Raw genomic sequence first — 25,360 nt, 5'->3', positions numbered from 1 at the left:
GAAAGAGAGAACTGTGAGCAGTCACTACGAAACCCTCGGTGTATCGCGCGATGCCAGCCCCGAAGAAATCAAAAAGGCCTACCGCAAGAAAGCCCGCCAGCTGCACCCCGACATTAACCCTTCTGAGGAAGCCGCTGAGGAATTTAAGCGTGTTTCGCTAGCTCACGATGTGCTCTCTGACCCTGAAAAGCGCCGGATTTATGATCAAACCGGTAACGAGAACGGCACAGCCGGCGGCTTTAACGGGGCGGGCGGCTTTGGTGGTTTCCAGGATATCTTTGAGACCTTTTTCAACGCGACTCCGCGCGGGCCGCAGAGCCGGGTTCGTCAGGGGCAGGATGCTCTTATCAACGTCAAGATTGACCTTAAAGACGCTGTCTTTGGCACCAATAAGCCCATCACCGTTGATACCGCTGTGACCTGCGACCTGTGTAAGGGCGAGGGAACCGCTGAGGGTACCCACCCCGAAACCTGTGAAACCTGCCGTGGCCAGGGCTACATGCAGCGCCAGGTCCAGTCCATCTTGGGTACTGTCGTTCAGCCTGTTGAGTGCCCCAGCTGCCGTGGCTTTGGAACCGTTATAAAGCACCCCTGCGCCGAGTGCTATGGTGAGGGTCGTGTGCGTGAACGCAAGCCCCTGACCATCAAGATTCCTGCGGGCGTAACCGATGGCGCCCGTATTCGTCTAGCGGGGCAGGGTGAAGCAGGCACCGCCGGCGGACCTAATGGTGACCTCTACGTTGAGCTTCGCGTAGCGGCCGATCCCACTTTCTCACGCGAACGCGATGACCTCATTGCGGCGGTAGGGGTTCCGATGACCGCTGCCGCCTTGGGCACTACCATCACCTTGGAGACTTTCGACGGGCCGCAGGAGATACAGATTCCAGCCGGCACTCAGTCTGGCGATGTCATCACGCTCAAGGGCCTGGGTGTTAACCACCTGCGCGGTGGTGGCCGCGGTGATTTGCGTGTGCAGGTTGAGGTCCGTACCCCTACCCAACTCACCGATGAACAAAAGAACCTGCTTAAGCAGTTCTCGGAGTTGCGCGGAGAAGATCTCAAGATGAGTGAAACAGTGACCCATAAGCAGGGTGGGTTCTTCTCCCGCCTCAAAGACCACCTCAAGTAGGAACTCGTTATGAGCAACGCCGTCTACTACATCTCACCCGAAGATTTTGAGTCCTTGGTCCCAGGGGCCGCCTACAGTCTCCTAGGCGATGAGGGCCACCACGCCAAGACCGTCAAACGTGCGGAGTTAGGCGAGGGGATCGACCTGGTCAACGGCTTGGGCAACCGGGCCGTCACAAGGGTGGAGGGCACAGTAGACGGCGGTTTGCTGCTAACGGTTCAGTCGCTGGCGCTCGATGAGCTAGGTATTTCGATCTACCTGGTTCAGGCTCTGGCCAAGGGCGACCGAGATATCCAGGCTATTGAGATGGCCACCGAGCTGGGCGCTCACGGTATTGTACCGTGGAGTGCCGACCGCTCAATTGTTCGTTGGAAGATGGAGCGGGCAGCAAAAGCACATGCCAAGTGGCAGAACACGGTCAAAGCCGCAGCCAAGCAGTCTAGGCGGGCACTGCTCCCGCCTGTCTATCAGCTCCACAGCACGGCTGATCTGGCCGATTTGGCCCAGGAATTGGGGGAGCGGGCGCTCTTTCTACTTCTGCATGAGCAGGCAAACTACCGACTTTCACAGGCTTTGGCAGAGCACCTTAGCCCGGATGTTGAGGAGGTCTATTTTGTGGTGGGGCCGGAGGGTGGGATTAGCCCTCGGGAGCTTGAGATCTTGGAAGAAGCCGGCGCACACACCGTATTGCTTGGCCCCGAGGTGCTCCGTAGCTCAACAGCCGGAGCTGCCGCTATTTCGGCACTGAATCTTGCCCTGGGTCGCTGGTAAAGAGTTCATTGCCAGCTTTCAAGAGATCTACCTTGAGTTGGCGAACTGTTCAATATCACGAACTGTTCAATATCACTCTGCGCAAAACCCGTTTTTTCTTCAAATAGTGCGGGTAAAGTAAACCCTGAGCACTACCCCCTGTTCGCTACTGCAATGAGGAGCTCTGAAGGCCCAGCTGGGCACTTATGACTACATCAGTACAATCTACGAGCCGGCCGCTTTCAGTAGCCCGGACTTTCTCTTTCAAATCCACCGCAGAAATGGTGGCAGTTCTTGGCCCCCACGACGGTAATATCGGGCTGGTTGAACAGACTTTCCCCGGCCTAAGGATTCGGCCTAAGGGCCTGGACGTCGTGGTTACCGGACCTTCAGAGACCGTGGCGACAACCGTCCGATTGCTTGCGGAACTCACTCTTTTGGTGGAGAACGATACGCAGGTCACCGCCGAGGTTGTCAAACGGATAATGTCCATGATGACTGCCAGCCTGAACCACCCGGCAACCGCTATGAGCCAAAATATTCTAAGTTCTCGCGGCAAAAATATTCGACCCAAAACCATTAACCAGAAGAGCTATGTTGATGCCATTGACGCCAACACCGTGGTGTTTGGTATCGGCCCTGCGGGTACAGGCAAAACCTATTTAGCCATGGCTAAGGCGGTGCAGGCCCTTCAATCCAAGGAAGTCAACCGTATTATTCTGACTCGACCGGCTGTTGAAGCAGGCGAGCGTTTGGGGTTCTTACCCGGTACCCTCAACGATAAGATTGACCCCTATCTGCGCCCTCTTTACGATGCGCTCCATGACATGATCGATCCTGAGTCTATTCCCAGGCTGATGGAAGCCGGCACCATTGAGGTGGCTCCTCTGGCCTATATGCGTGGACGCACCTTGAACGACGCATTTATTATTCTGGACGAGGCTCAGAACACCACGGTGGAGCAGATGAAGATGTTCCTGACCCGTCTGGGCTTTGGCTCAAAGATGGTGATTACCGGCGACGTCACCCAGATCGACCTTCCGGGCGGTCAGGCTTCGGGCCTCAAGCAGGTTCGGCAGATTCTAGAGGGTATTGATGATATCCACCTTGCAGTGCTTGAGGCAGAAGACGTCGTTCGTCATAGCCTCGTATCCGATATCGTCAATGCCTATGATAAGTGGGATCAGGCAAAGTCCTCTATGGAGCGCCGCCGCAATCGCAAGGTTAAACGTCAGACCATAGAAGCTGCAGCCGAAAAGCTATTGGCTAAATCCGGTATTGAGGTGTCAGAGCAAGAAGATGGTACAAACCAGTGAACCTAGAATTTGAAATTGAGGAGCTGGATAGCTCAGCAAGTGATTTTGACCGGGAGTCTTTCGCAGCAGTAGATATTGCGACTATTGAAGGCCTGGTGGCCCACGTTTTTTCGAGCATGCACTTGGCACCCGATACAGAGCTTTCGATTGCAGTAGTGGGGGAATCGGAGATGGAGCGCATCCACCTGGACTGGATGGATCTACCGGGCTCAACCGATGTCATGAGCTTCCCTATGGACGAGCTCACCCCGGGTACCCCTGAACAGCCTTCTTCTGGGGTTCTGGGCGATATCGTACTCTGCCCGCCGGTAGCAGCCCGTCAGGGCGCTGACGCTGGCCACAGCACCCTCGATGAGCTGTGTCTACTCACCACCCACGGCATTCTGCACTGTCTGGGCTATGACCATGCTACTGCCGAGGAAGAAGCTGAAATGTTCGGGATTCAGCGTTCCTTGCTGGAAGATTTCTTAGGTCGCCCAGCTCCTGTTGAGACGAGGCATTAAACCGTGGTAGGTCTTATCCTTCTTCTTTTTGCTGTCTTGTTGCTAGTCTTGCTGGGCTATCTCTTTACCGCTGTTGAATCCTCTTACACCTACCTTCCTCGGTCCGAGGCCCAAGGTTTAGCTGAAGAATCGGGCAAGGAAAGTATTAGGGCAGTGCTGGCAGACCCTGAGCCTTACTTCAGATCCTTGCGTATCTGGCGCGTGCTAGCTGAAGTTGCCTCGATTATTTGCTTCTACCTGCTAGCCCATGACCTTTTTGAACGCACCTGGGTCAGTGTAATAGCCACACTTCTGGTGATGACGGTTCTGGTCTTTGTCTTCTTTGGTGTAGCTCCGCGTCTGGTAGGGCGCACTAAGCACGTTCAGGTTTTCTCGGCTATGGCGGGGACTGTCTACGCGCTGGGCGTTCTAACCCGCCCCTTCTCATCTATTCTGACGAGGCTCTCTCGTAAGTTCAGCCCCAGGGATTCTGAGCGGGTTACGGGCATCTTTACCGAAGACGAAATCCTCGAGTTCGTTGATAGGGCTAGCTCTTCTGAGGCTATCGAGGACGATGAAGCCGAGATGGTTCAGTCCATTTTCGAGCTTGACGAAACCAGGATTCGCTCCATCATGGTACCCCGTGCCGACATGGTAACCGTTGATGTTGACCAGAGCATTGACCAGTCGCTCTCTCTCTTTTTACGATCGGGCTACTCACGTATTCCGGTGCTTGGGGAATCTTTTGACGATGTACGAGGCATGCTCTATCTCAAGGACGTTGTTGCCGCGACACGGACTGGCACTCAGGGTTCCCAGCCAGCGAAAATAGCGGAGCTGATGCGCCCGGTGCGTTATGAACCAGAATCTAAACGGGTCATGGACCTACTGAAAGAAATGCAACGCGAATCAACCCACATTGCCGTCGTTGTCGATGAGTACGGTGGCACAGCTGGTCTTGTGACATTAGAAGACCTGATCGAAGAGCTTGTTGGAGATATTTCCGATGAGTACGACAACGACAAAGCAGAGGTTTCTGTTCAGGAAGACGGCACTTTCAAGATTAGCTCCCGTCTGAGCACCTGGGAGCTCGGGGAAATCTTTGGTATTGAGCTAGAAGACGACGACGTTGATACGGTAGGCGGCTTGCTCGCTAAGCATTTGGGTCGGGTACCGATTATTGGTAGTGAGGTTCTTGTGGAGGGTATCCACATTCGAGCTATTGGTTCCCGCGGCCGCCGCAACAAGGTGGGCACCCTACAGGTCTGGGTAAGCCCAGATACTGATACTGAACCAGAAGACGAGCACAGCCATTAGTTCCGCACACGTCACTTTTATGATGGGGCCTACCCTCTAGGGTAGGCCCCAGGGTTTATGATGGACCTCTCTTTTATCAGCCGGTGGGGTGGACGGGAGGTAGTTTCGCAACTGGCGGGTGCTAGCTACCTGTAAAGTGATGGGTAGATATTTTTTCACTACTTTTTGGAGCTATTGAGTGGATTTTGCAGCCTTTCCCGAGGATTACACCGCAGGCTTTGCCGTTTTGGTAGGCCGACCTAATGCCGGTAAATCGACACTGACTAATGCTTTAGTGGGCCAGAAGGTTGCGATTACCTCAAATCGCCCGCAAACTACTCGCCACACGATTCGCGGTATTGTTCACCGTGAAGATTTTCAACTGGTGCTGGTAGACACTCCCGGTTTGCACCGCCCTCGTACACTTTTGGGTGAACGGCTCAATGACCTGGTAGCTCAGACTCTCTCTGAGGTCGATGTAATCGGTTTCTGTATTCCTGCGGACGAGAAGATTGGCCCGGGCGACCGTTACATTGCTCAGCAGCTTGCGGCTTCGGGCAATAAACCGATTGTTGCGATTGTGACTAAGGCAGATAAGGTTTCTCACGAGCAACTGACCGAGCAGCTTCTTGCGGTGTCAGCCCTGGGCGATGAAATCATGAGTGCAGAGCGAGCCGCTCGACAGCAGCGCCGCCAACGCCAGGAAGCCAAGCAGAAGGGCGAAGAGCTCGCCTTCCGTAAGGGTAGTGGCCCTGCGGCCAAACGGAATAAAGGCCAGGTTCAGCAGGCTACTGTTATTGACGGTCAGGGGGGCTGGGCAGATATTATCCCCGTCTCTGCCCTTAAGGATTACCAGGTTGATGAAGTTGCCAGGCTTCTTTCTTCTTACCTTCCCAGTTCGCCTCCGCTCTACCCCACCGGGGAACTGACCGATGAACCTGAGGCAACACTGGTTGCCGAGCTGGTGCGTGAGGCCGCGCTCGAGGGTGTGCAGGACGAACTGCCGCACTCTGTTGCTGTCACTGTTGAAGAGATGGAGCTACGTGAGGGGCGTAGCGAAGATAATGCCCTGCTCGATATTCACGTTAACCTTTATGTTGAGCGTGATTCTCAGAAGGGCATCATTATTGGCAAGCGTGGAGCACGGCTCAAAGAAATTGGGCAAAAAGCTCGACACAATATTGAGGCACTTCTAGGGACCAAGGTCTACCTATCGGTCCATGTCAAGGTGGCAAAAGACTGGCAGCGCGATCCCAGGGCACTCGGGAAGCTGGGTTTTTAGTACCAAAAGCCGCTTAAATCAAAAGAATCTTCCCAGCTTGATTGTTTATCCTGGTGCAGGCAAAGTAGCAGGACGAGCCCAGTATTGATGAATCGGAGTAACTGAATGGCGCCTCAGGGTACCCCCAACCAGCGAATTGTTGAGCCACTTGGCCGACATATGGCGAATCAGCCGATTAAATCCCGGCAGCTCCAGTGGATTGCCTTATCGTGCGTGGCCTTGCTGACTATGGTGGTTGCTTTCAGCGGGTTTGCGCTATTGCGTTTACGCAGCAACGTCCATACCGCTGAAATCAATATCGGTGAGCTCTCTAGCAACCTTGCGAGCGGTCCCCTTGATATTTTGATTATCGGTTCTGATACTCGTAGCGGCGCTAACGGAGCTTACGGTTCTGCCGAGGACCTTGAAGCCGGTGCTCGTTCCGATGTCATGATGCTGGTTCAGGTGAGCGAAGACCGCTCAGCGGTGAACGTGATTTCCTTGCCGCGTGACCTCATGGTTGATATCCCCAAGTGCACCGATGCAACCACCGGGGAAGTCTACCCCGCCACCTCTGATACCCAGATTAATGAGTCTCTCGAACGGGGCGGACCGGGGTGTACCGTTGCTACCATCAGCAACCTCACCGGTGTGGCCATTGATCACTTTATGCTGGTTGATTTCAATGCCGTTAAAGCGCTTTCAAGTGTTGTGGGTGGGGTTGAGGTATGCGTTTCCGAGCCGATTGACGATACTTACAGCGGCCTCAAACTTCCTGCCGGTACATCAAGTGTTGAGGGGGAGCAGGCTCTTGCTTTCCTTCGCTCTCGTCACGGCTTTGGTGACGGCAGCGATACAGCGCGTATTAAGGCCCAGCAGAGCTTCCTGGCATCTTTGCTACGGAAGGTACAGTCCGAGGGGACTCTCTCTAACCCCGCCATGCTTCTTAGAATTGCCGAGGCTATCACCCAGAACGTAACGGTCGACACTGAACTTACTAAGCTTGGTAATCTCGTGGGTATTGGCTCAATCTTTTCGTCGGTGGACTTAAGCAAGGTTGTTTTTGCCACGGTTCCTCATGAGCCCTACATCTACGATGAGAATAAGTTGCAGCTCTCGAGTGAGGCAGAGGCTTTCTTCACCAAGCTACAGAAAGACCAGTCGCTTGTTGAGCCTTCTGCCTCACCCAGTGCACCTGCGGAGGAGCCTTCCACCAGCACGGCTCAAGAGCTGAATTATGCTCTTGACGTTACGTTCACCAACGCCAGTGGGGTCACAGGGCGAGCCAATAAACTGGCTTCTATCACCAAGGATGCTGGTTTCTCGGCCGTCACAACTCAGGATGAGGCTACCATCTACCCTGCGTCTACGGTTTACTACCCCTACGGCTACGAAGCAGAAGCACAGCTGATTGCTGACCTCTATGGAATCACGGCGGTAACCCCTTCAAGCCTGCATACCGGTATTGAGGTAGTGCTCGGTTCTGATTTAGCCTCCGAAGATAAGCTTCAAACTACTCAGGCAAAAATTGCTGGGGGAGCCAGCGGCCAGACCGCCGATCAGGTCACCTGCCAGCAGGCATTTAGTTACTAGGTCTGGTAGTTTTCTTAAGCCCGGCTTGATTGCCCCACTACGGGCCTCAAGCCGGGCTTTTTAGACGGCTCTTTCCTGCTGTGGGCGCCTTGACCGGCCGCTAGCCCAGATAGTGAACATAGAGGTTGGATTTTCCCGGTTGGCGTTGACCAACGTGGTACCGTGGCACTATGCGTGAGATGACACGGCGACTGCTTATCTGCCGTAGCGAAGTGCCCCGGGTTTAGCTTCGCTACGGGTATTCGCTACCCGGTGCCAATTTTCTCACCTCATCTGTAAGGGTCATAGCTATGAAAAATTTCCAGAAACCATCGTCCATGCCGGTGCACAAGTACCTGCCTTTCGACCAGCAAATTCATGTTTCTCTTCCCGATCGCACATGGCCGGAAAAGAAGATAAGGAAGGCCCCCCGGTGGTGCGCGGTTGACCTGCGTGACGGCAACCAGGCCCTGATTGACCCCATGGATACTGAGCGTAAGCTGGCTATGTTTAAGCTGCTGGTCCGCATGGGCTACAAGGAAATTGAGGTAGGTTTCCCATCTGCCTCCGCTACCGACTTTAATTTTGTCCGTACCCTCATCGAGGACGGCCATATCCCCAATGACGTCACCATTCAGGTTCTGGTTCAGTGCCGTGAGCACCTGATTCAAAAGACTTTTGAAGCGATTGACGGTGCTCCCAAGGCTATCGTTCACTTCTACAACTCGACTTCAGTCCTCCAGCGTCGGGTAGTTTTTAACCAGGACCAGGACGGAATCCTGGACATTGCGCTCACGGGAGCCCGTTTGTGCAAGAAATATGAAGAGCAGCTTGTACACGATACCAAGGTGACCTATGAGTACTCACCGGAGTCTTTCACCGGCACTGAACTCGAGTTCGCTGTTCGGGTCTGCAACGCTGTGACCGACGAACTGGGCATCGGCCAAGGCCGCGAAGTTATTATCAATCTTCCTGCTACGGTTGAGATGGCAACTCCCAATATTTACGCTGACTCTGTTGAATGGGTCAGCCGCAACCTGACCAACCGTGAGCACGTCATTTTGTCATTGCACCCCCACAATGACCGTGGAACCGGTGTCGCAGCGGCTGAACTGGGTTACCTAGCTGGTGCGGATCGTATCGAGGGGTGCCTCTTTGGTAATGGCGAGCGCACCGGTAACGTCGATTTGATTACCCTGGGTCTGAACATGTACACCCAGGGCGTTAACCCGGAGATTGATTTTTCGGACATTGACGAGATTAGGCGGACCGTCGAGTACTGTAACCAGTTGCCGGTTCATGAGCGCTCTCCCTACGGCGGCGATTTGGTCTTCACTGCTTTCTCTGGCTCGCATCAGGATGCCATCAAAAAGGGATTTGAGCGCATGGAAAAGGATGCCGCTGAACAGGGCAAGAGCCTTGACGAGCTCGTGTGGGCGGTTCCTTATCTTCCCATTGATCCTAAAGACCTTGGGCGCTCCTACGAAGCTGTTATCCGTGTGAATTCTCAGTCAGGTAAGGGTGGTGTTGCTTACCTGCTCAAGAAGGACTTTGGCCTGGACCTCCCCAAGCGTGCCCAGCAGGAGTTCTCGGCGGTTGTCCAGGCTAAAACCGATGCACAGGGCGGGGAGGTTGCTAGCAAGGCTCTGTGGGATATCTTCGCAGATGAGTACCTTCCTAATCAGAAGGCGGAATCTCGATGGGGTAAGTACCGCATCGAGTCTCTGTCCATTGATTCTGAGGAACACGGCGAGACCACCATGCGGGTTGGTCTAAACATTAACGGTCATACCTACAACCGTGTCGCTCAGGGTAGCGGCCCCATCGAAGCACTGCAGTCGATTCTGGCCAAGGAGGGCGTCGATGTCCGCGTCATGGATTACTCGGAGCATACCCTCGGCTCGGCCGCAAATGCGCAGGCTGCCTCGTATATCGAAGCGGCCGTGGGTAGCCGAGTTCTGTGGGGTATCGGTATTGATAATTCAACAACTCGGGCGTCGCTGAAGGCAATGGTTTCTGCTGTCAACCGTGCTTTGCGTGACTCTGAGTAAGGAGTAATTCTAAGTCGGGGTGGGCTGATTTTGCTCACCCCGGCTCTTATGTCAAGCCTCTTGTGATGCACATTCCCCAGCACCAATCAGGGCATATGGGGTGCGGTTATGCCACAATGGGAGTGTGAATTCAGCGCTATCAAGGAAAAAGACCATTCGTGATAGCGCTATCGTTTTACGTACCCAAGATTTGGGGGAGTACGACCGGATCATTATCTTAGCGACCAGGCATGACGGTCTAGTCCATGCCGTAGCAAAGGGGGTTCGGAAGAGTAGTTCGAAGATTGGGGCTCGTCTTGAGCCCTTCATGCTGGTGGAGATTTCTGCGGCAGCCGGTAAAAATTTGGCAACGATTTCTCAGGTCGTGACCCGACGGGCCTACCTTGGACCTATCGTTGCGGATTACACTCGCTACACGGTGGCCGCTGTGGTCTGTGAGGTGGCCGAGCAGCTACTGGCCCACGAGCAAGATAGGCTTCAGGACCAGTTCGTTCTGCTGGCTGGTGCTTTATCTGCCCTGGCCGCGGGGGAGCTCCCAGCGTACCGGATTCTCGATTCCTACCTGCTGAGAGCGCTTCATCTTGCGGGGTGGAGTATGGCTTTAGCTAGGTGCGCATCATGCGGTCTCGAGCATGGCCTTACCTACTATTCTCCTGAGGTTGGCTTGCTCTGCACTGGCTGCGCTCGGTCGGGTGATTTCAGCCGCATTTACCCGGTACCGCCACAGACTCCGCAGTATTTGCAGGTACTTGCTGGTGGGGACTGGCCTGCTGTTACCGGGCAGTTCCCATCAGTCTTAGCCCATAGAATGTCCGGGCTTATCATGGATTATGTGCAGTGGCAGTTGGATAAGCCGCTGAAGACCCTAGCAACCTTGGAAAAGGAACAATAGCCCTATGACTGTCATCAAGCCACCTGCCCACCCAAGTGGTGTTGTAGCTCCTGCTATCCCCAGTAAGTTTGTCCCTCAGCATGTTGCCGTGGTGATGGACGGGAACGGGCGGTGGGCTAACGAGCGCGGTCTGCCCAGGAACGAGGGGCACCGGGCGGGGGAGGCGGCACTTCTTGAGGTCGTAGCTGGCGCAATTGAGATGGGCATCCCTTACATTTCTGCTTACGCCTTTTCAACGGAAAACTGGCGTCGGTCACCCGACGAGGTTGCCTTTTTGATGCGTTTCTCATCCGAAGTGCTGGAACGCCAATTAGAAACGCTTAAGTCCTGGGGCGTCCGTATTCGGTGGGCCGGCCGCAGGCCTAAGCTCTGGAAGTCCGTCATCTCGCTCCTTGAAAAATGCGAGGAAGAGACCAAGAACAATACGCTGTGTACCCTGACCATGTGCGTCAATTATGGGGGGCGCGCCGAGATTGCCGATGCAGCCGCCCTCCTTGCCGAGGATCTTGCTAGCGGCAAGCTGAAGGCCAAACACATCAACGAAAAAATTTTCCAGCGCTACCTTGATGAACCCGATTTACCCGATGTAGACCTGTTCCTACGCACATCTGGCGAACAGCGAATTTCAAACTTCTTGCTCTGGCAAAGCGCCTACGCCGAAATGGTCTTCATGAACGTTCTCTGGCCCGATGTAAACCGTCTCACCTTATGGCAGGCTGTCCAGGAGTACGCCTCTCGCGATAGACGCTACGGTGGGGCGGTAGATAAGGTCAGCAAACCCTAGTTTTTGCTTACAAATTGGCAGTTGTGATGCCCTAGCTGAAAGGGGTCCCCGATGCGGATCTACCCAACCCTGTTCAAGCTCTTTTTTAAACCGATGGACCCTGAAAAGGCCCACCATCTAGGTATGTGGGGTGTGAAGACCCTGCGAGCGACGGGTGTGACGCGGTGGGGTGGCAGGTTCTTCTCGCCTGACCCCTCTTTGTCCACGGAGGTCATGGGTATCCGGTTCCCATCTCCTTTTGGAATTGCCGCTGGTTTTGACAAGGGGGGTACGGCTATCGTAGCTCTGGGTAACTTGGGCTTTGGGCATGTCGAGATTGGCACCATCACAGGCCAGGCCCAACCTGGTAACCCTCAGCCACGATTATTCAGATTGCTTGAGGACCGTGCAATTGTTAACCGCATGGGCTTTAACAATAACGGTGCAGCAGACACTGGACCGAGGGTAGCTGCGGCTAGAGCTGACCTTGATGCCGAATACCGGGGTAAGGTACGTCCTGTTATTGGTATCAACATTGGTAAGACCAAGGTCGTTGAGTTGGACCAGGCCATTGAGGATTATCTGATCAGCACCCGTATTCTTGCGCCTCAGGCGGATTATCTTGCGGTTAATGTAAGTTCTCCCAATACTCCTGGGCTCAGGGATCTTCAGGCTATCGAAACCCTCGAGCCGCTTCTTGCCGCTGTGCGTGCTGAGGCCGATAGGGTAGTGCTAGGCCGACGAGTTCCTCTGGTCGTCAAGATTGCGCCTGACCTTGCCGATGAGGATATCAGAGACCTTGCCGCCATGGCTCTGCGCCTTGGCCTCGACGGCATTATCGCCACCAATACGACTATTGCTCGTGAGGGCTTGGAGCTGATAACCCCCATGGATAAGGTCATGGAACTCGGTGCTGGTGGCCTATCGGGGGAGCCACTCAAGCATCGTTCGCTTGAAGTTCTGAAGCTCTTGAAAGCAGAGGTAGGGGATAAGCTCGCGCTGATCTCTGTAGGCGGTGTAACAACTGCTCAGGATGTTGCTGAACGGCTAGATGCTGGGGCCGACCTGGTTCAGGGTTATACAGCCTTCATCTATCAGGGGCCGCTCTGGGCTGCGCACATCAACCGAGAGCTCCTCAAACTGAGGAAAGCTTCCTAGTCTCCAGCAGATACGATAAAGGGCCGCTACCGAGTGGTGAGCGGCCCTTCTCATGCGCCTGTGAGCTCTATTAGCTGGGGTAGTTTCCTCGTTCTACCTGCGGTTTAGGCAGGCGGAACCTACGAATCATCATGGTGCGGTTGAAAGCGTAAAGACCAGAACGAGGTTCAAGAGTGGTGAATTTTTCGGTTAGCTTTTTCTTGAGCTTGCGCCACATGATGAAGTAATCGAGGATCCACAGCAGAAGCATTGCCCACATGAGTAGAGCGGTTAAATGCTGTGTAGCGGGAACTATCAATCCGATAATGAAAATCAACAGGATGACAATCAGCATAAAATCACCTACGTTGAAACGGGCATCAACGTAGTCACGAATGTAGCGACGCTGGGGGCCACGATCGTTAACCGGGAGGTAGCGTTCATCCCCGGTCTGAAGGGCCTGTTGCTGCTTAGCCCGGAATTCACGCTCTGCGGCGCGCTGAGCCTCTTTCGCGGCCTTCCGGTCAGCGGGAACGAGAGGGTTCTTACGCGCAGCTTCACGTTCCTTACGTGATGGGGTAGGGCGTCCCTTCGGTGGCGTGTATTTTGCGGGCTTGTTATCTTTGTCGCTTGCGGCGGGGGGAGCGGAGTCAATTGCTGCGGCATCCGCTGTTTCTACTGATTTCTTATTTCGTCCAAACACCCCTTAAGAATAGCAAGTTGTTCAAAGTTATAGTGGCTCGGCGTATTCTGGGATACATGACAACAACATGTTTTAATTTTTCGGCACGTGATGAACTAGCTCGCTTCATTGATGAGCGATTCGAGCAATATGTCCAGGAGCTGACAGAATTAGTAGCTATTCCTTCGGTGGCTTGGGAATCTTTTGATTTGGATGAAGTTGCTCGGAGCGCTCAGAAGGTTCAGGAGCTTGCGCTTGATGCTGGCTTTGACTCGGCAGAGGTTCTGACAGCTACCTACGGTAAGGGGCAGCAGGGTATGCCCGCAGTTCTAGCTTCGAAGCCTGCCGCCCCGGGTTACCCCACTTTTGTTCTCTACGCCCACCACGATGTCCAACCTGCCGGTGATCTCGAACTCTGGGAAACGGAACCTTTTAAGGCTCAGCAAAAGGGGGATAGACTTTTTGGGCGTGGGGCAGCCGATGACAAGGCTGGAGTTATCGCCCATCTGGCCGCTTTTAGAGCTGTGAAAGCAGTCTTGGGCGATGATTTTAGAGCCGGCGTCACCCTCTTTATTGAAGGTGAAGAAGAAGCGGGTTCACCCAGTTTCGATAGTTTCATTGCAACTTACCGTGAGAAGCTCTCAGGTGACTATATTGTCGTGGCAGACTCAGCCAACTGGCGGGCAGGAGTTCCTGCTCTCACGGTGGGTCTGCGAGGTGTTGCAAGCGGTGATATCTCGGTGAAGGTTAGTGACCATGCCGTTCACTCAGGGGTATTCGGTGGGCCCCTTCTCGACGCGAATACGGTTCTTATTCAGTTGCTTGCCACCCTCCATGATCCTCAAGGTTCGGTTGCAGTTGAAGGTTTAATCTCTTCCCCTGAACTTGAGGTTGAATATTCTGAAGAAGATTTTAGGGCGGATTCGGGTATCGTCAAGTCGATGAAACTTGCTGGTAAGGGCTCTATTACTTCACGCCTGTGGTCCCAGCCGGCTATTTCAGTCATCGGAATGGATATCACTCCTGTATCTGAAGCAGCCAATACTCTTGCGGCGACTGCTAAAGCAAGGATTAGCGTTCGTCTTGCGCCAGGCCAGGACCCAGCAGCTGCTCACTCTGCTTTGGCACGACACTGTGCAGAAAATAACCTGTTTGGGGCTGAGATTACATACAGTGCTGTAGATTCTGGACGCCCGTATAAGGGTGAAGTTGATGGTGACGGTGCTCAGCTCGCGCTGGCGTCCTTCGCCCAAGCCTGGGGGGTGGAACCCGTTAAAACCGGCTTAGGAGGGTCCATTCCTTTTATCGCGACACTCACTGAGGTTTTCCCCAGCGCCCAGATTCTCATCACAGGTATTGAAGACCCCGACACTCGGGCCCACAGCGCCAATGAGTCGCTCTTTTTGCCAGACTTCAAAAAAGCCATCCTGGCTGAAGCGCTGATGATTTCCTCCCAATGTCTTGACTACTAACAGTTGACCTGTCTGCGAACAGGTCGCCCAAAATTTAATAAAGGCGTAAGATAAAGGCAAATTAGTCGAATGAAAGGATTCATGGAATGACTGAAACAGTTTCCACGGAACTTCCCACCCACGGTGTCAATCTCACAGAGGTTGCTGCTGACAAAGTCCGCAGCTTACTCGAGCAGGAGGGGCGCACTGATTTAAGACTGCGCATCGCAGTTCAACCCGGCGGTTGCTCTGGTCTGATTTACCAGCTCTATTTTGACGAGCGAGTTCTTGATGGCGATGCTGTCCGTGACTTCGATGGGGTAGAGGTTATCGTGGACCGCATGAGCGTGCCTTATCTTGATGGTTCAACTATCGATTTTGAAGACACTATTCAGAAGCAGGGCTTCTCCATCGATAACCCTAACGCTCAGGGATCATGTGCTTGTGGAGATTCTTTCCACTAAGTCTTGCTTGTTTACCAGGAGGGGCACACCCACGGTGTGCCCCTCTTTCTGCTTTTAATAGTGAAATACTTGTGAAATGACACGTTGCTTAGGTGACAGATTGTCACTTTTTACGCCCATTTGAGGGTAAGCTCGTAATGAAAGATTTAACACCTGGATTCTTGCTGTCCATACACAGCACCGGGTGGCACGCACATCGCTACAGGAAGGGCCGTCTGTGAGTTCGCAGCATCGAACCAGCAGCAAGGGGCTGAAGGGCAAGGCACTTGTCCTTGCCACAGCAGCTTCTGCGCTGCTCTTGACCGGTTGTTCAGAACAGGCAAAGGTGGGCTGGCTGCCCACCAGGCGTGGTGTTACCGATAACGCAAATACCATCATGGAGCTCTGGATTGGTGCCTGGATCGCTGCACTGGCAGTTGGTCTGGTCACCTGGGGTCTCATGATTTGGTGCCTTATCGCCTACCGTCGCCGCAAGTACGAAACCGGTTATCCTCGCCAGGTGAGCTATCACCTTCCCCTGGAAATTTTCTACACCGCAATCCCCATCATCTTGATTGTCAGCTTCTTCACCTTCTCCGATAAAGCGGAGCGTGAGATTACTGCTCCCAAGTCGGATGTTGCTGACGTAACTATTGAGGTTTACGGTAAGCAGTGGTCCTGGGACTTCAACTACATCGACGAAAATGTCTACTTTGCTGGTGTTCAGGCTCGCCTGGATAAGGAAGGCCAGATAGGAGTTGAGGAAACACTCCCCACTCTCTACCTGCCCGTGGATTCAACCGTGGACATTCAGCTTAAGTCTCATGATGTCGTTCACTCATTCTGGGTCCCCGCCTTCCTTGAGAAGCGCGACACCATCCCCGGTATGACTAACCACATGTACTTCACCACCGGTAGCGAGCCTGGCACCTACCAGGGTAAGTGCGCCGAACTCTGTGGGGAATACCACTCAGAGATGCTGTTCAACGTGAAGGTAGTCAGCCAGAAAGACTACGACGCTTACATCCAGTCGCTGAGGGATTCCGGTCAAGAAGGCCGCCTCGGTGATGAGCAAAACCGTAACCCTAACATGAACACCAACCAGTAAGAGGTGACCCGTGACTACTCTTGAGTACTCAGCGGAGACAACCGGTAGTGTTGTTCCGCGGGTGGTTCCCAAGTCAAAGGGACGCATCATCGTCAATTGGCTGACTTCCACCGACCACAAAACAATCGGGTACATGTACCTGATTGCAGCATTTATTTTCTTCTGCTTAGCCGGTGTCATGGCTCTACTCATGCGCCTTGAGCTTTACTCACCCGGTATGCAGCTCTTGCAGACTAAGGAACAGTTCAACCAGCTGTTTACCATGCACGGCACGCTCATGCTGCTGATGTTTGGCACGCCTCTGTTCACTGGTTTCGCAAACGTACTGGTTCCGCTTCATATCGGTGCCCCTGACGTTGCTTTCCCTCGTTTGAACTCCCTGGCCTTCTGGTTCTTCCTGTTTGGATCTTTGGTAGCTATTGCAGGCTTCCTGACGCCTCAGGGCGCTGCTTCGTTCGGCTGGTTTGCTTATGCACCTCTGAACAGCACCACCTACAGCCCTAGCGTAGGTGGCGATCTCTGGATCTTTGGCCTGGCACTGCAGGGCTTCGGTACCATCATGGGTGGCGTCAACTTCTTGACAACCATTCTGTGCATGCGTGCCCCCGGTATGACCATGTGGCGTATGTCGGTGTTCACCTGGACCACACTGATTACCGCAATTCTCATCATCATGATCTTCCCGCCGCTTGCATCTGCTCTGTTTGCGCTCGGCATGGATCGTCGCCTCGGTGGCCACATCTTTGACCCTGAAAACGGTGGTGCCGTTCTCTGGCAGCACCTGTTCTGGTTCTTCGGTCACCCTGAGGTTTACGTTCTGGCACTGCCTTTCTTTGGCATTGTCTCTGAAATTATCCCGGTATTCTCTCGTAAGCCGATTTTTGGTTACAAGGGCCTGATTTTCGCAACCATTACCATCGCCGCTCTCTCTGTTACCGTGTGGGCTCACCACATGTACGTTACTGGCGCTGTCATGTTGCCCTTCTTCTCCTTCATGACCATGCTGATTGGTATCCCCACCGGTGTTAAATTCTTCAACTGGATTGGCACTATGTGGCAGGGGTCAATTACCTTCGAGACCCCTATGCTCTGGGTTGTTGGCTTCCTGATTACCTTCCTCTTCGGCGGTATCACCGGTATTATCCTGGCCACCCCTCCGCTGGACTTCCACCTGTCGGATTCTTACTTCGTGGTTGCTCACTTCCACTACGTAATTTTCGGTACCTTGGTGTTCGGCATGTTTGCTGCTCTCTACTTCTGGTGGCCTAAGTTTACTGGCAAGATGCTCAATGAACGTCTGGGAAAGATTCACTTCTGGTTGCTGTTCATTGGCTTCCACACCACCTTCCTCGTTCAGCACTGGCTGGGCGTTGATGGCATGCCTCGTCGTTACGCCGACTACATGCCTGAGGATGGTTTCACCTGGATGAACCAGCTTTCAACTTTTGGCTCAATGATTCTTGCTGTCTCCATGATCCCTTGGTTCTGGAATGTCTTTACAACTGCTCGCTCAGGCAGGCGTGTTGAGGTCGATGACCCTTGGGGCTTTGGAGGTTCCTTGGAGTGGGCAACTTCTTGCCCGCCTCCACGCCATAACTTTACGGCTCTACCCCGTATCCGTTCAGAACGCCCGGCGCTGGATCTTCATCATCCCGAGCTATCAACCAATCACGATATTGCTGCGGCTGCCCGCCAGGCTACCGAGCGATAGGAGACATGCGTGAAACTTCTAGGTAATATTTTTGGGCTGATCGGTGTCTTCCTCATTCCTGTCGGTATCGTCTATGGTGTGATGACTGACTTCACTGAGTGGGCTGGCTTCCCGGCCATCCTGGCTACTGCGGTCATGTGCTTGTTCCTGTGGTTCTTCCTCAAGTTCACAGATAAGCGGCATCCCGATATGCCCTATGAAAACCTTGAGGGTGAGATTGCAGATGGCGCTGGTGACTATGGTTTCTACTCACCGTGGTCATGGTGGCCTCTCTTCATCGGCGCTGCTTGCACCATTGTTGTAGTCGGTCTGGCAATTGACTGGTGGATTGTTCTCCTGGCCATTCCTTTTGCCGCTACCGCTGTTATTGGTTGGGTCTATGAGTACAACCGTGGCGATCACGCTCACTAAGGGCCAATAGGTCATAAAAGTAAGGCGGAGCCCATATCTGAAAAGATATGGGCTCCGCTTTTATGTGTTTGGTACTTTCCTGTCGGGGAGAGTAGTGATGGTAGCTGGCTTGAAAATCTAGCGGAAGAGCGCTGATGAGAAGGTTTGATTCCCTGCAAGTGGTGTATTGAAGCCATGTTAGATCTGTGCGAGACGGCGGGTGCGCCTGGGGGCAAGTTACCCCTTATTGTTTGGTTTTTCTTTTTACCTTCTGGGGGGTACGGAGTCCTTAGCTCTTAGCTTCAGTTGATTAGAGTTTTATGACTACCTTTCGCCAGATAGAGCTGGTTGTCTAACCGTATGGGCCTATCTAGTAGGGGCGAATTGAAAACCTCGCTAAGGGGCTCCAACTCTAGTGCAATCCTATGCAGGAGGCTTTTGGCATGCTCACCAGGCTAAGCGACGCCCAGAACAGCCCAGAACAGCCCAGAACAGCCCAGAACAGCCCAGAACAGCCCAGAACAGCCCAGAACAGCCCAGAACAGCCCAGAACAGCCCAGAACAGCCCAGAAGGCATATTCGCGCCTAAGGAGCTTGTGTGGCAGCAAGACACGCCGTCTCTGAGACAAACTGTTTTTCAAACAGATCACTCATGATCCGAGCACTAAGGTTTGCGCCCATCTATTGAGCTTCCAGTATTGCTTCCAGGCATAGGGGAGTAGCCGGGGTTATACCCTCAATAAGCCCCTTGAGGCAGACCAGCAGAGAAAGCTCGTCCGCTACAGATTAAACCGCTTTAAACAAATGTGGGGCACCCGCATAAGCGGATGCCCCACACCTAACTACAACCTATATTTACTTTTCGATTGATTCTGCAGAGCTAGCAGTCACAGCATGATCGCCGTGATGCTCATGGTGAGCAGCTTCTAGTTCTGTGGGGGTGACGGCAAGAACGCGGTCTTCGAACCAAATCTTTGAGATGCCTGAACGCAACTTCTCAATCGAGCTGATCTTACCCTTCTTATTGGGCTGAGCAGGAATTGGCGCAGGTGACTCAAAGGAAACCAGCTCGTAGCGGCGGTATTCATCAATAGGCTTGTGAACCTCAATGAACTCGCCGTGGGGCAGCTGAACAACCTTACCTGTTTCAACACCATGCAGAACCAGCTCACGGTCTTTACGCTGAAGCGACAGGCAAATGCGCTGAGTGAGCAGGAACCCAATAATGGGGCCCAGGACAAAGGAGGCACGCAACCAATAGGCCACATCGTTGAGTGAGACATGGAAATGGGTTGCAATGAGATCCGAGCTTGCAGCAATCATGAGGGATGAGTAGGCAGTAATACCAGCTACACCACAAGCAGTTCTGAACGGGGCATTCCGGGGGCGATCAAGGATGTTGTGAACACGATCGTCTTTGGTAACCCAGCGTTCAATCCAGGGCCAGAAGACCATGGCCATCATGACGGAACCGGCCATCAAGGCAAAGGGGAGAAGAACATTGAGAACCCAGGTTCCACCAAGGAACTCAAACTCCCAGGGCCAGGGCCAAACCCCGGGCCACAGGCGAAGAGCGCCATCGCCGAAGCCGACATACCAGTCAGGCTGGGTTCCTGCCTGCACAGGTGAGGGATCGTAGGGGCCGTAGTTCCAGATAGCGTTGATGGTAAAGGTCGCGCCCAGGAAGGCAATGATACCGAAAACGATGAAGAAGAAACCGCCAGCCTTTGCTGCATAAACAGGACCGACAGGGAAGCCAACGACATTGTTTTCAGTCCGGCCAGGCCCAGGGTACTGGGTGTGCTTATGAAGTACAACCATGAACATGTGAATGGCAACCAGCAAGAGGAGCATAGCTGGGATGATCATGATGTGTAGGCTGTAAAGTCGACCGATTACGGCATCGCCGGGGAACTCTCCACCGAAGAAGAAAAGAGAGATGTAAGTACCAACCAGAGGTATGGACTTGAAGATACCGTCGATGATCCTCAAACCATTGCCCGAAAGAACATCGTCAGGCAAGGAGTAGCCGGTAAAGCCTGCGAGAATGCCGATGATCAGCAGGACAGTTCCTATAACCCAGTTTAGTTCACGGGGGCGTCGGAAGGCGCCGGTGAAAAAGACACGTAGCATGTGTACTGACATAGCCATCATAAACATCAGAGCCGCCCAGTGGTGGATCTGACGCATGAGGAGTCCACCGCGAATATCAAAGGAGATATCCAGGGCAGAGGCGTAGGCTGCAGACATGTGCGTGCCCTTCATGGGCACATAGGAACCATCGTAGGTTACGGAGACCATGGTGGGGTTGAAAAAGAAGGTCAGAAAGGTTCCCGAAATAATCAGGATTACTAGGCTGTAAAGGGCAACCTCACCGAACATAAATGACCAGTGATCTGGGAAGATCTTACGGCCGAACTCCTTGATGATACCGGAGGCACCAACCCGCTGGTCGACATATTGAGCGATCTTTCCCGTTGAGGTTTTTGCCTTGTAGTCATTTTGCAATGAAGTAGACATTACGCTTCACCTGCCATTTCCTTGATTTGCTGTGCGCGTTCCCAGTAGCCGGGGCCTACGGGTTCATGGAAATCGCTTTGAGCGATTAGGTAGCCTTCTTCATCAACTGCGATGGGCAGCTGAGGTAGGGCGTGACCTGCCGGACCGAATACAACCTCGCACTCATTTGCCGCATCGAAGGTCGACTGGTGGCAGGGGCAGAGTAGATGATGGGTCCGCTGTTCATAGAGCGCGATAGGGCAGCCGACGTGCGTACAAACCTTTGAGTAGGCAATTATGCCATCGACGTTCCAGTCCTCGCGGCCCGGGGACACGTTGAGCTCGTCAGGATCTAGGCGCATCAGTAGCACTACTGCTTTTGCCTTCTCTTCAAGATATCCATTTTCATGAGAAAGGCTTGACAGGGTCTCAGGCAGTACGTGGTAGGCGGAGCCTAGAGTGACATCGGAAGCCTTGATAGGCGTACCCGAGGGGTCGCGTACAAGGCGAACACCCTTATCCCACAGTGTGTACTTCAGTACTGAAGGATCAGCCGGTCCCAAGTCCCGGAATAGGGTGACGAATGTCAGGGGAGCGAGGATTACAGAGCCGATGAGTGTGTTTCGCAGAAGCGGGCGTCGTTTGATGCCTGATTCCTCGATGACAGTTTCAACGATTTCCTGTGCCTCAGCTCGATCCTCCTCAGAGGTGACTGCATGACGCTCTTCGACCATTTCATGGTCGGGCATGAGCGAGCGTGCCCAGTGGACGATACCGATGCCGATACCGAACATGGCAAATGCGATGCCTAGACCCAGCAGGAGGTTCTGCAGGCGAAGCATGTTGTTTGCTTCGGGGTTCATGACATCGTAGAAGTTGCCGGTTACCTCAATCCCGAAGTAGCCGAACCAAAAGAGCAGTGAACCCAGCATTGAGATGACGAATAGTAGAACTACCTGTCGCTCAGCACCTTTAGCTTTTTTGGGATCGACGTCGGTGAGTCGCGGAGCATGCGGGGGAAGCCCCGGGTTGGGGAACTTCTCCTTACTTGCCTCTTGAGAGGTAACTACGGCAGCATTTTCGTGTGCGCCGTCACTATGGTTTCCCATGTGTTGCCTCAAATCTTCCTTGGTACGAAATTAATGTGTGTGCGTGAGCTTATGCAGCTCGTGAAGTTAGCCAGAGGGTAAAAGCAATAACAATGACCAGGCCAAGTGTCCAGATGAGCAGACCCTCGGATACCGGGCCGAGTGAGCCAAGCTTGAAACCGCCAACAGATGCGTTAACTTCCTGAGACTTCAGGTAAGTAATGACATCGCGCTTTTCTTCAGGGGTGATGTTTGCATCGTTAAATACAGGCATGTTTTGAGGGCCAGTTTCCATGGCCTCGTAGATATGCTGCTCGGATACGCCCATCAGGGTAGGTGCAAACTTACCGCGGGTTAGAGCACCACCAACGCCTGCAGCGTTGTGGCACATTGCGCAGTTAGCAAGGAACACCTTTGAACCGTTAGCTGCATCGCCCTGCGATACGTCCAGGTATTCAGCTTCGGGGATAGTGGGGCCAGCACCCAGCGAAGCTACGTAAGCAGCAAGCTGCTTGGTCTGCTTTTCATTAAACTGGCCAGGCTTCATTTGAGCCTGCACGCCCTGCATCTGCATAGGCATACGACCTGTGCCGACCTGGAAGTCAACGGCTGCAGCGCCAACACCAATCAGGCTGGGTCCGTCAACAGAACCCTCGGCGTTTGTGCCGTGGCAGGTAGCGCAGTTAGCCAAAAACAGCTTCTGCCCAGCATCAATATCATCACTGGTGTAAGTCGTGCTTGTTGCAGCCTGTGCTTCGTTGGTAGCCGTTGCAACAGAGTACAGGCCTCCAGAAAGAATCAGCGCGAGAGCAAGCAAGACGAGAGCTGCAAGCGGATGGCGTCGCTTTTGAGAAAGTGCCTTCACGTCGTTGTTCCTTAGTGTGTGTGCTATTTGGGATTATTTTTAGCGGTTACCGGTTACTTGAGGAAGTAGACAACAAGGAACAGAACGATCCAGACGACGTCTACAAAGTGCCAGTAGTAAGAAACAACGATTGCTGAAGTTGCTTCGTAATGACCAAAACGCTTTGCTACATAAGCACGGCCAATGATGAGCAAAAATGCGATAAGGCCGCCGGTAACGTGTAGCGCGTGGAAACCGGTGGTGATGTAGAAAGCTGAACCGTAGGCGCTTGAAGCGATGGTCATGCCTTCAGCTACGAGATTTGCGTATTCGAAGGCCTGAACAGAAACGAAGAAGGCGCCCATGATGAAGGTCAAGAGGAACCATTCAACCATGCCCCATTCGCGGATGTTGAAAAGTGATCCGGTACGACGGGGCTTGAGCTGTTCAGCTTTAAATACACCAAACTGGCAGGTAACAGAACTCAAGACCAACACGATGGTGTTGGCAAGAGCTAGCGGGACTTCAAGGTGCACGGAGTTCTCGGCCCAAATATCGGGTCGAGACGCACGCAGAGTGAAGTACATTGCGAACAGGCCGGCAAAAAACATGACCTCAGAAGCGAGCCAAACAACGGTGCCTACAGCTACCTGATTGGGTCGATTAAGAGTGGCATGAGCCGACTTACTTGGAGTATGGGTTGCAGTTGTCACATAGACATTATGTCTGTAAAACAGCCCTTGAACCAACAGGAGAGGGGGTTTAGGGGTAGGTGTGTTGTAAATCTTGCGCTTACCCCTGCATTTCTGGGGCTTTCATCACGAGATATCAGACACATTGTCTGTAAAACTCGCGTAACCATGCAGCATCAGAGCCTCACAGCTTCTATTTACCTGTTCCTTAATCCATAGAGGGTAGAAGGCTTAGCTAGCTGATATACGTAGAATAAGGAGCATGACACCCAATATCACCTGGAAACAGATACTCACCAAGCTCATAGCCCATCAAGAGCTTGAACCGTTTGAAGTTGCTTGGGCCATGGATCAGATGATGGAGGGTGAAACTCCAGAAGGCATACTGGCTGCATTTCTTATTGGACTTCACGTTAAAGGCGAGACTTCTGCAGAGCTTAATGCTTTAGCGGAGGGAATGCTTGATAAGGCTCGCCCCATTGAAATCACCCACAAGGCAGTTGATATTGTAGGAACCGGTGGCGATCAACAAAATACCGTCAATATATCCACTATGGCCTCGTTAGTTGTGGCAGGTTCCGGTATTCCAGTTATCAAGCATGGCAACAGGGCATCATCTTCAATGAGCGGAAGCGCGGATGTGCTCTCCGAGCTTGGTATAAATCTAGACCTTAAGATTAAGGATGTTGCAGGAGCCTTGGATTCGGCTGGTATTACATTCTTATTCGCACAGGTATTTCACCCATCAATGCGTTACCTAGCACCCGTTAGGCGGGCACTCGGGGTTCCATGCGCATTCAACTATCTAGGCCCCATGACCAATCCCGCAAAAGTGCGGTCTTCTGCTATTGGTGTTTCCAACCAGGCTATGGCCCAGAAGATGGCCCAGGTCTTTGCCAATCGCGGCAATCATGCGCTTATTTTTAGGGGCGGAGACGGCCTCGATGAAATTACTATTACGGGTAAGTCCTACGGTTTTGAAGCCGTCGATGGGGGAGTGAAGCCCCTAGAAATCGATCCCACTGAATTTGGTTTCAAGCTTGGCAGACTGGAAGATCTACGAGGTGGTGACGCAAAATATAACGCTCAGGTAGTACGTGAGACACTGGGCGGACACCCCGGGCCAATCCTGGATGCCGTTATTCTCAATGCAGCAGCGGGAATCGTTGCCTTCCATAAAGTAGACGATCAACCCTTCAGCCAGCGATTCGAAGCTGCACTAGAACAAGCCAGGGAGTCTATTGGATCAGGCAAAGCCACTGATACTCTCGATCGCTGGATTTCTTATAGCCAGGCCCAGTAGAGCAAGAGCAAGGCCCCGAGCGTAACTCGGGGCCTTGCTGCTGTGCGCCTGAGTCTATTGCTTGCGGCGCAGAGCCAGCAAAACACAGCGCCAACCAACTAAAAATAGGAGAAGTGTAACCGCTGAAACGATGATAAAGGGTGTTGCGGCGGTGTCTCCAAACGAGAGGCGCAATCCAAGGCCCAAGACCAAGGTGGTTACCCAGAGCATGAAGCCTTCTAAAATAAGGGGCAGTTGCCTGCGGGTTTTGACAGCCCAAACACCAACATGACCAGCAAGCACGGCCAGCACAAAAGGCAGGGCGGTTACCGGGAGTTTACTCAGGGTTTCCTGATGGCTGGTCAAACCAATCGCAACGAAAATAAGAACCAAGACAAAATCAATTCCGAGCCGAGTTAGCTGAGAAAAATATTTACCTGAATTGACAGAACTTAACATGGTTACCACTGTAACCTATCAAGCTATCTCAAAGCTGAGGAAGTCGGTGTAGGGCAGAGTCT

At 53.2% G+C, this 25,360-nt stretch carries 23 protein-coding genes; 17 read left to right on the top strand and 6 right to left on the bottom strand.

Features of this window, described 5'->3' with window-relative positions:
• Positions 1-13: 13 nt before the first annotated feature.
• From dnaJ to ACN08Y_RS04745, 11 genes are all read left to right on the top strand, one after another.
• On the top strand, positions 14-1,129 hold the full coding sequence (gene dnaJ, locus ACN08Y_RS04795; protein ID WP_419111988.1) for a molecular chaperone DnaJ: 1,116 nt from the start codon (positions 14-16) through the stop codon (positions 1,127-1,129).
• 9 nt (positions 1,130-1,138) lie between these two features.
• Positions 1,139-1,900 carry a 16S rRNA (uracil(1498)-N(3))-methyltransferase gene (locus tag ACN08Y_RS04790; RefSeq protein ID WP_419111987.1) on the top strand — a complete coding sequence of 254 codons (762 nt, stop codon included), beginning with the start codon at positions 1,139-1,141 and terminating at the stop codon, positions 1,898-1,900.
• A gap of 185 nt (positions 1,901-2,085) precedes the next feature.
• Complete coding sequence (locus tag ACN08Y_RS04785; RefSeq protein WP_419111986.1) at positions 2,086-3,195, top strand: PhoH family protein; 1,110 nt, start codon at positions 2,086-2,088, stop codon at positions 3,193-3,195.
• On the top strand, positions 3,192-3,698 hold the full coding sequence (gene ybeY / locus ACN08Y_RS04780; RefSeq protein WP_419111985.1) for an rRNA maturation RNase YbeY: 507 nt from the start codon (positions 3,192-3,194) through the stop codon (positions 3,696-3,698). The genes ACN08Y_RS04785 and ybeY overlap by 4 nt, the downstream gene beginning before the upstream one ends.
• Positions 3,699-3,701: 3 nt before the next feature.
• The gene (locus ACN08Y_RS04775) at positions 3,702-4,994 is read left to right on the top strand and encodes a hemolysin family protein (RefSeq protein ID WP_419111984.1); all 1,293 of its coding nucleotides are present in this window, start codon (positions 3,702-3,704) and stop codon (positions 4,992-4,994) included.
• A 178-nt stretch (positions 4,995-5,172) separates the two neighbouring features.
• Positions 5,173-6,255 carry a GTPase Era gene (locus ACN08Y_RS04770; RefSeq protein WP_419099685.1) on the top strand — a complete coding sequence of 361 codons (1,083 nt, stop codon included), beginning with the start codon at positions 5,173-5,175 and terminating at the stop codon, positions 6,253-6,255.
• A 159-nt stretch (positions 6,256-6,414) separates the two neighbouring features.
• The gene (locus ACN08Y_RS04765) at positions 6,415-7,827 is read left to right on the top strand and encodes an LCP family protein (RefSeq protein ID WP_419099686.1); all 1,413 of its coding nucleotides are present in this window, start codon (positions 6,415-6,417) and stop codon (positions 7,825-7,827) included.
• 290 nt (positions 7,828-8,117) lie between these two features.
• Positions 8,118-9,857: a 2-isopropylmalate synthase gene (gene leuA, locus ACN08Y_RS04760; protein ID WP_419099687.1), complete on the top strand. Its 1,740-nt coding sequence runs from the start codon at positions 8,118-8,120 to the stop codon at positions 9,855-9,857.
• A 124-nt stretch (positions 9,858-9,981) separates the two neighbouring features.
• On the top strand, positions 9,982-10,749 hold the full coding sequence (recO, locus tag ACN08Y_RS04755) for a DNA repair protein RecO (RefSeq protein ID WP_419104506.1): 768 nt from the start codon (positions 9,982-9,984) through the stop codon (positions 10,747-10,749).
• Between the two features lie 4 nt (positions 10,750-10,753).
• A complete protein-coding gene (locus tag ACN08Y_RS04750; RefSeq protein ID WP_419099689.1) occupies positions 10,754-11,533 on the top strand; it encodes an isoprenyl transferase in 780 nt (259 codons plus the stop codon).
• A gap of 51 nt (positions 11,534-11,584) precedes the next feature.
• A complete protein-coding gene (locus ACN08Y_RS04745; RefSeq protein ID WP_419104504.1) occupies positions 11,585-12,670 on the top strand; it encodes a quinone-dependent dihydroorotate dehydrogenase in 1,086 nt (361 codons plus the stop codon).
• A gap of 70 nt (positions 12,671-12,740) precedes the next feature.
• Here ACN08Y_RS04745 and ACN08Y_RS04740 read toward each other — a convergent pair whose 3' ends face one another.
• Positions 12,741-13,352 (bottom strand): DUF3043 domain-containing protein, encoded by a 612-nt coding sequence (locus ACN08Y_RS04740; protein ID WP_419099691.1) that lies wholly within the window; start codon positions 13,350-13,352, stop codon positions 12,741-12,743.
• A gap of 56 nt (positions 13,353-13,408) precedes the next feature.
• Between ACN08Y_RS04740 and ACN08Y_RS04735 the strand changes: the two genes are divergently transcribed.
• From ACN08Y_RS04735 to ACN08Y_RS04715, 5 genes are all read left to right on the top strand, one after another.
• Positions 13,409-14,803 (top strand): M20/M25/M40 family metallo-hydrolase, encoded by a 1,395-nt coding sequence (locus ACN08Y_RS04735; RefSeq protein WP_419111983.1) that lies wholly within the window; start codon positions 13,409-13,411, stop codon positions 14,801-14,803.
• 86 nt (positions 14,804-14,889) lie between these two features.
• Positions 14,890-15,246 (top strand): HesB/IscA family protein, encoded by a 357-nt coding sequence (locus tag ACN08Y_RS04730; protein WP_419099693.1) that lies wholly within the window; start codon positions 14,890-14,892, stop codon positions 15,244-15,246.
• Positions 15,247-15,463: 217 nt separating this feature from the next.
• Positions 15,464-16,333 carry a cytochrome c oxidase subunit II gene (gene coxB / locus ACN08Y_RS04725; RefSeq protein WP_419111982.1) on the top strand — a complete coding sequence of 290 codons (870 nt, stop codon included), beginning with the start codon at positions 15,464-15,466 and terminating at the stop codon, positions 16,331-16,333.
• Between the two features lie 10 nt (positions 16,334-16,343).
• Positions 16,344-18,044: a cytochrome c oxidase subunit I gene (gene ctaD, locus ACN08Y_RS04720; RefSeq protein WP_419099695.1), complete on the top strand. Its 1,701-nt coding sequence runs from the start codon at positions 16,344-16,346 to the stop codon at positions 18,042-18,044.
• Positions 18,045-18,053: 9 nt separating this feature from the next.
• The gene (locus tag ACN08Y_RS04715; RefSeq protein WP_419099696.1) at positions 18,054-18,455 is read left to right on the top strand and encodes a cytochrome c oxidase subunit 4; all 402 of its coding nucleotides are present in this window, start codon (positions 18,054-18,056) and stop codon (positions 18,453-18,455) included.
• 834 nt (positions 18,456-19,289) lie between these two features.
• On the opposite strand, the gene ACN08Y_RS04710 is transcribed toward ACN08Y_RS04715, so the two are convergent.
• Genes ACN08Y_RS04710 through ACN08Y_RS04695 form a run of 4 tightly spaced genes read right to left on the bottom strand, consistent with a single transcriptional unit; the run spans position 19,290 to position 23,578 of the window.
• On the bottom strand, positions 19,290-20,954 hold the full coding sequence (locus tag ACN08Y_RS04710; protein WP_419104502.1) for a cytochrome b: 1,665 nt from the start codon (positions 20,952-20,954) through the stop codon (positions 19,290-19,292).
• Positions 20,954-22,042, bottom strand: a complete 1,089-nt coding sequence (locus ACN08Y_RS04705; RefSeq protein WP_419099698.1) for a Rieske 2Fe-2S domain-containing protein — start codon at positions 22,040-22,042, stop codon at positions 20,954-20,956. The genes ACN08Y_RS04710 and ACN08Y_RS04705 overlap by 1 nt, the downstream gene beginning before the upstream one ends.
• A gap of 49 nt (positions 22,043-22,091) precedes the next feature.
• Positions 22,092-22,886 carry a c-type cytochrome gene (locus ACN08Y_RS04700; RefSeq protein ID WP_419099699.1) on the bottom strand — a complete coding sequence of 265 codons (795 nt, stop codon included), beginning with the start codon at positions 22,884-22,886 and terminating at the stop codon, positions 22,092-22,094.
• Positions 22,887-22,939: 53 nt separating this feature from the next.
• Positions 22,940-23,578, bottom strand: coding sequence for a cytochrome c oxidase subunit 3 (locus ACN08Y_RS04695; protein ID WP_419099700.1), 639 nt, complete (start codon positions 23,576-23,578; stop codon positions 22,940-22,942).
• A 241-nt stretch (positions 23,579-23,819) separates the two neighbouring features.
• Here ACN08Y_RS04695 and trpD point away from each other — a divergent pair, with 241 nt between their 5' ends.
• Complete coding sequence (trpD, locus tag ACN08Y_RS04690) at positions 23,820-24,860, top strand: anthranilate phosphoribosyltransferase (protein WP_419111981.1); 1,041 nt, start codon at positions 23,820-23,822, stop codon at positions 24,858-24,860.
• Positions 24,861-24,914: 54 nt separating this feature from the next.
• Here trpD and ACN08Y_RS04685 read toward each other — a convergent pair whose 3' ends face one another.
• Positions 24,915-25,298, bottom strand: coding sequence for a DUF3054 domain-containing protein (locus tag ACN08Y_RS04685; RefSeq protein WP_419104500.1), 384 nt, complete (start codon positions 25,296-25,298; stop codon positions 24,915-24,917).
• Between the last annotated feature and the right edge of the window lie 62 nt (positions 25,299-25,360).

This window comes from Rothia sp. P5764 (assembly GCF_048512965.1).
In the GTDB taxonomy this organism is placed as follows: Bacteria; Actinomycetota; Actinomycetes; order Actinomycetales; family Micrococcaceae; genus Rothia.
The sequence above is the reverse complement of the archived record's forward strand: the minus strand, read 5'-3'. Positions and strand labels throughout refer to the sequence as shown.

Bases quoted from the DNA above. Each gene is read 5' to 3' on its own strand.
- ACN08Y_RS04790 (WP_419111987.1), top strand. From the start codon at position 1,139: ATGAGCAACGCCGTCTACTACATCTCACCCGAAGATTTTGAGTCCTTG.
- ACN08Y_RS04785 (WP_419111986.1), top strand. From the start codon at position 2,086: ATGACTACATCAGTACAATCTACGAGCCGGCCGCTTTCAGTAGCCCGG.
- ACN08Y_RS04765 (WP_419099686.1), top strand. From the start codon at position 6,415: ATGGCGAATCAGCCGATTAAATCCCGGCAGCTCCAGTGGATTGCCTTA.
- leuA (WP_419099687.1), top strand. From the start codon at position 8,118: ATGAAAAATTTCCAGAAACCATCGTCCATGCCGGTGCACAAGTACCTG.
- ACN08Y_RS04750 (WP_419099689.1), top strand. From the start codon at position 10,754: ATGACTGTCATCAAGCCACCTGCCCACCCAAGTGGTGTTGTAGCTCCT.
- ACN08Y_RS04745 (WP_419104504.1), top strand. From the start codon at position 11,585: ATGCGGATCTACCCAACCCTGTTCAAGCTCTTTTTTAAACCGATGGAC.
- ACN08Y_RS04735 (WP_419111983.1), top strand. From the start codon at position 13,409: ATGACAACAACATGTTTTAATTTTTCGGCACGTGATGAACTAGCTCGC.
- ACN08Y_RS04730 (WP_419099693.1), top strand. From the start codon at position 14,890: ATGACTGAAACAGTTTCCACGGAACTTCCCACCCACGGTGTCAATCTC.
- ACN08Y_RS04710 (WP_419104502.1), bottom strand. From the start codon at position 20,954: ATGTCTACTTCATTGCAAAATGACTACAAGGCAAAAACCTCAACGGGA.
- ACN08Y_RS04705 (WP_419099698.1), bottom strand. From the start codon at position 22,042: ATGGGAAACCATAGTGACGGCGCACACGAAAATGCTGCCGTAGTTACC.
- trpD (WP_419111981.1), top strand. From the start codon at position 23,820: ATGACACCCAATATCACCTGGAAACAGATACTCACCAAGCTCATAGCC.
- ACN08Y_RS04685 (WP_419104500.1), bottom strand. From the start codon at position 25,298: ATGTTAAGTTCTGTCAATTCAGGTAAATATTTTTCTCAGCTAACTCGG.